We start from the raw sequence: 5489 nt of genomic DNA on the forward strand, positions 1-5489 counted from the left end.
TTCCAGACATCATCAATACTAACTAATATAAGTAACATGCATACAAATACTAAGCTATAAAGTAAGATAAACTGTTTATATATTTTCCCATAGTATAAGTGAGCAAAGGCAAAGATTATAATCGATATAAAAAGAAAAAAAGGTTGAATATCAGTTTCTAAACCAACACCTAGAGGTTTAGTGAAGCAAAATACAGCAAGAGCTATATAAACTTTCAAGAAAATATTCATGCTAAATTGACTTGCATCCCCACTCTGGATAATTTCTTCGAATATAACTGTTTAATTCAACTTCTGCTTTTGTATAGTTTTTTGGGGTTTTTGTAGAAATTACATCTTCTTTAAGTGATGTATTTACAATCATTCCTGCACCGACAGTTACATTAGTGAGACGATCTATAACAATCAATGATCCTGTTCCATGAATATCTTTGTATTTGTCAATTACTACTGGACTTGCTGTTTCAATGACACAACTCGCGATTTCATTCAATTGAAGTTCAGTTGAACTATGTTGTTCTAGCGTATTGACATCAATACGGTGCTGTATTTTCTTGATATGGCCAAAAGTGTTCTTTGAGCCTACCTTTATTTCATACTCTTTGCCTGATTGAAGCTCAGCTTCGTTCATCCAAACAATAGTCGCTTCAAAGCTATTTGTCGTTGTTGGCAACTTAGCGTTGTCTTCTGTTGCTTTTACAATCACATCACCGCGAGAGATATCAATTTCATCTTCTAGGGTTAAAGTAATTGCTTGGCCTGCAAACGCGCTTTCTAGGTCACCATCTGCAGTTACGATACGAGCAACTGATGATGTTTTACCTGAAGGGTAAGCAACTACATTATCACCAACATTAATTACACCGCTGGCAATTGTGCCGCAGAATCCACGGAAATCAAGATTTGGTCGATTTACGTACTGTACAGGTAGACGGAAAACATCTAGGTTTTTATCTTCATTAATTTTTACAGTTTCAAGCAGTTGCATCAATGTAGCACCCGGATACCAATCCATTTCAGCAGAGCGCTCTACTACATTGTCACCACGTAATGCAGAAATTGGTACAAAGCGAACATCTGGAATATTTAACTGCTCAGCAAAGGCTTTGTAATCTACTTTGATTTGGCGATAAGTTTCTTGGCTGTACTTCACCAAATCCATTTTGTTAACGGCAACAATTACATGCTTAATACCCAAAAGTGAAGCAATGTATGAGTGACGTTTAGTCTGGGTTTGCACCCCTTTGCGGGCATCAATCATTACAATGGCTAAATCACAGTTCGATGCACCGGTTGCCATGTTACGAGTGTACTGCTCATGTCCTGGGCAGTCTGCGATAATGAATTTACGCTTGTCGGTTGAGAAATAACGGTAAGCAACATCAATCGTAATACCCTGCTCACGCTCTGACTGTAGACCATCAACTAGTAGCGCTAGGTCAAACTCACCATCAGTAGTATTAAACTTTTTGGAATCATTTTTAATTGCAGCCATATGATCTTCAAAGATCATCTTTGAATCATGCAGCAAACGGCCAATTAGGGTTGATTTGCCATCGTCTACGTTACCGCAAGTTAGGAAGCGTAGAAGATCTTTGTTTTCGTGTTGTTTCAGGTACGCTTCGATGTCAGAAGCGATTAGGGAGGATTGGTTGGACATATTTTAATTCCAAATAAAATCTTAAATTCTGTGTATATGCTTGAATGCTTGAATGCTTGAATGCTTGAATGCTATCTAGGTTTTAATTTTTTCATTAAACCTTCAAGCATGGCTGCGATAAGTCTTGTCTGATTAAGCCAGCTTTTCCCTACTTCTTTTTCTATATATTGTACTTCTATACCAATATCGATTTGGGTTCTTAGTTCAGCACAAGAGCCTTTTGCTATAGATAGATACCGCTATTTTTCTCGTTCTGTTTCTCTTGTCATTCCCTCAGCAATATTACTTGGAACAGACAGGCCTGAACGAGTTATTTGATCTTTATATCCGTAGTCTTTGCAACTCTTAAAGTAAAGGTATAAGTCAGCAGATAATCTAGAAGACTTTCTCCATACATCCAACTTTTCAAAATCCATTTACTTTCTCGCTTTCTAGCCTTTTAGCTTTCAAGCCGCTCTAAATTTCCTTTGGAAATTTAGAAATAACCTTCCATCTTCTTCTTCTCCATGGAGCCGGAGGAGTCGTGGTCGATGACACGGCCTTGGCGTTCGGAGGTTTTGGTAAGAAGCATTTCTTGGATTACTTCTGGAAGGGTAGTTGCTTCAGATTCAACTGCGCCGGTCAGAGGGTAGCAGCCAAGGGTACGGAAGCGGACTTTCTTCATCATTGGCTTTTCGCCTTCCGCTAGAGGCAGGCGTTCATCGTCAACCATGATAAGGGTACCATCACGCTCTACCACTGGGCGCTCAGCCGCAAGGTATAGTGGGACAATGTCGATGTTTTCTAGGTAGATGTACTGCCAAATATCCAGTTCAGTCCAGTTAGAAAGCGGGAATACGCGGATACTTTCGCCTTTGTTTACTTTGCCGTTAAAAATGTTCCAAAGTTCTGGACGTTGGCTTTTCGGGTCCCAACGATGATTTTTATCACGGAACGAATAAACACGTTCTTTAGCACGAGACTTTTCTTCATCACGGCGAGCACCACCAAAAGCAGCATCGAATTGGTGTTTATCGAGGGCCTGTTTTAAGCCCTGTGTTTTCATTATGTCAGTGTATTTGGCACTACCGTGATCAAATGGGTTGATGTTTGCATCAATGCCCTCTTGGTTTTTATGGACGATTAAATCCATACCCATTTTTTTTGCCATTTTATCGCGAAATTCGATCATCTCTTTAAATTTGAAGGTCGTATCCACGTGCATTAATGGAAATGGTGGTTTAGCTGGAAAGAAAGCTTTCATGGTTAAGTGCAGCATTACTGCTGAGTCTTTACCTACTGAGTAAAGCATGACTGGATTATCAAATTCTGCTGCCACTTCACGAATAATGTGAATGGATTCTGCCTCAAGTTGCTTGAGGTGGGTCATTCTTGTTTGAGAGATTTCCATAAATATCTTCTAACTTGGATGAACAGATGAGCTGCAAGGTATAAGCTGCGAGCCATAAGTTAAGTGCGACAAGCCACAGCTGGATTGTCGCTAAGAAATGTGTATGAGAAGAAAGCTATCAGCTATCAAGGGTTCTGACAGCTGACAGCTCTGAACTAAAAGCTATTACTTATCGCTGCTATAACTGTAATTATAGTAACCATAGTTACCACCATAGTAACTACTTGCTTTACGTACTACAGCATTGAGGATAAAGCCTTTTACTTCAATACCGTTTTGTTCAAAGCGTTGTTTAGTCACTTCGATTTCTTTCACTGCATTTTGGCCAAAGCGCCCCACTAGCAATGTAGTACCTGCATGAGCACCCACAATAGCAGGGTCAGTAACGGCCAAAATTGGTGGGGTATCGACGATAACAATATCGTAATTTTCTGATGCCCAATCCATCAATTGTTTGAAACGCGGGTGCATTAGAAGTTCTGACGGGTTTGGCGGCACTTCACCACGGCCAATAAAGTCCATACCATCAACACCTGGTTGTTTAACAAGGCTTTCAATGTTGGTTTGACCGCTTAAGAAATCAGACAGACCAGGTTTGGGATTAACCGCCATCTGTTTTTCCATCCGGCCTTTACGCATATCAGCGTCAATCACCAATACTTTTTGACCCGACTTTGCTACAACTGCCGCCATATTAGCTGAGACAAATGACTTACCAATGCCAGGGCTTGGGCCTGAAATCATCAGGATATTGTTTTTGGCTTCTATCATGGCGAAATGCAAGCTAGTTCGTAAGCTACGTAGTGCTTCAATTGACAAGTCTGCAGGGTTAGATACCGCTAACAGTGTATCTTGTACCGACGTTTGCTTTTTGCCTTTCTGCTTCTTCTCTAACTCAATCTGACAATCCGACATCGGCACACTAGCATAAACAGGCAAGCCTATGGCTTCAATTTCATCAGGGTTTTCTACACCACGGTGGAAAGCATGTTTGACCAAAGCATAAGCAACAGAAGCAATACTTCCTAGTATGGTAACAATAATAACTATAATTACTTTTTTAGGTTTAACTGCTTCTTCCAGTGTCTCGGCATTATCCAAGATACGGACATTACCGACTGTACTGGCCTTCATGACGTTTAGCTCTTGAACCTTGTTAACCAATTGCAAGTAAATTGCTTGATTCACTTCTACATCACGACTTAGACGAATCACTTCTTGCTGGGTTTTAGGCATACGAGATACCATTTGGTCAATGCGATCCTTTTCACCTTCTAGAGTACGTCGTTTTTCAAGCAGAGAAACATACGCCGGGTGACTCTTTGTAAAGCGTTGTGCAATATCTGACTCTTTAAAGGTCAACTCGTTAAGCTGTGCTTCAACAGTTACCATAGTATCCAGTACCGATTTAGCTTCTAGGGCTAAATCCACCGAATCATTTTCTAGCTTATAAGCATTTAGCTTAGCTTCTGATGAATCCAACTGCTGTTTAATATCAGGCAAGTGGCCACGCAAAAACTGTAGGCTTTTCTCCGCCTCAGCAGAAGTACGATCAATATTCTGCATCAAGTAATCTTCAATGATACTATTCAATATCGCTTGAATTTTTGTTGAATCCTCACCTTCTAATGTTAACTTGAGTATGCCAGTGTTCTTACCTTGCTCTGCAACTTTAATATCGTCTTGCAGTTCACTAATGGTAACTAAACGGGCACTTTTAACAACGGTAAATTCAGTACTTACTTCTGCAAAAATATCTGTTACTAAAACGGATATATCATTAAATTGCTCTAATTTACCTATTCGGCCATCTAGTATTTTTTTTCCGTCAAACGAAAGAAAATAACTATCTTTAGAATTTATGGTTAAAGTCAGCTTTTCATCCAAAAGCTCTTTAGGTAACTCAAGCTTCGGGATAGCAATTAAAGGTTTATCTTCACCTTTTAGTCTAGCTATGCCTTTTCCAAAGACTGGCAAATATTTAGGCTCAACATGAACTGTAAGGTTAAGCTTGTCAACCGTATTTCCTATTACCATACGAGATTTAATGATTTGGATCTCTGTATCGGCGGAAGACTCTGAGGCAAACATTTCGGATATATCTGACAGCCCTGGCACACCTGTACTTTTTTCTTCTACCTGCACTAAAGCATCCGCTTTATAGATAGGCGTTGCCAGCAAAGTATACACCACACCAATTGTGGCAAATAAGAATGTAGTGAAAATAATAATCCAGCGGTTGTCCAACAGGACACCGAATAGCTTACCCAAATCAATTTCATCTGAATCGCTCTGAGTATTGTTAATATTGTGGGTAGCAGTCATAAAATATTTTTCTATTCCGAAGACAAAGAAGTAATTTCTAAGCCAATGTTACATAGTTAACTCGAGCTTCGAGCTTCGATAATAATTACGGCCAATTGCGAACGCGCAGTGCACC

The 5489-nt window shown here is 39.8% G+C and carries 4 protein-coding genes and 1 pseudogene; all 5 read right to left on the bottom strand.

All coding sequences use genetic code 11. The annotated features are described in order from the left end of the window. A partial coding sequence (locus BIZ37_RS30345; RefSeq protein ID WP_222939888.1) for a hypothetical protein occupies positions 1-230 on the bottom strand: 230 nt, incomplete at its 3' end. Position 231: 1 nt separating this feature from the next. After that, positions 232-1659 carry a sulfate adenylyltransferase subunit CysN gene (gene cysN, locus BIZ37_RS29245; protein WP_187464534.1) on the bottom strand — a complete coding sequence of 476 codons (1428 nt, stop codon included), beginning with the start codon at positions 1657-1659 and terminating at the stop codon, positions 232-234. Between the two features lie 71 nt (positions 1660-1730). Continuing rightward, positions 1731-2075: pseudogene (locus BIZ37_RS29250) on the bottom strand (four helix bundle protein). 59 nt (positions 2076-2134) lie between these two features. Next, positions 2135-3049, bottom strand: a complete 915-nt coding sequence (gene cysD / locus BIZ37_RS29255) for a sulfate adenylyltransferase subunit CysD (protein ID WP_222939889.1) — start codon at positions 3047-3049, stop codon at positions 2135-2137. Between the two features lie 165 nt (positions 3050-3214). Continuing rightward, positions 3215-5374 carry a polysaccharide biosynthesis tyrosine autokinase gene (locus BIZ37_RS29260; protein ID WP_187464535.1) on the bottom strand — a complete coding sequence of 720 codons (2160 nt, stop codon included), beginning with the start codon at positions 5372-5374 and terminating at the stop codon, positions 3215-3217. Positions 5375-5489 lie beyond the last annotated feature (115 nt).

The organism is Photobacterium sp. BZF1, from assembly GCF_014349205.1.
GTDB lineage: Bacteria > Pseudomonadota > Gammaproteobacteria > Enterobacterales > Vibrionaceae > Photobacterium.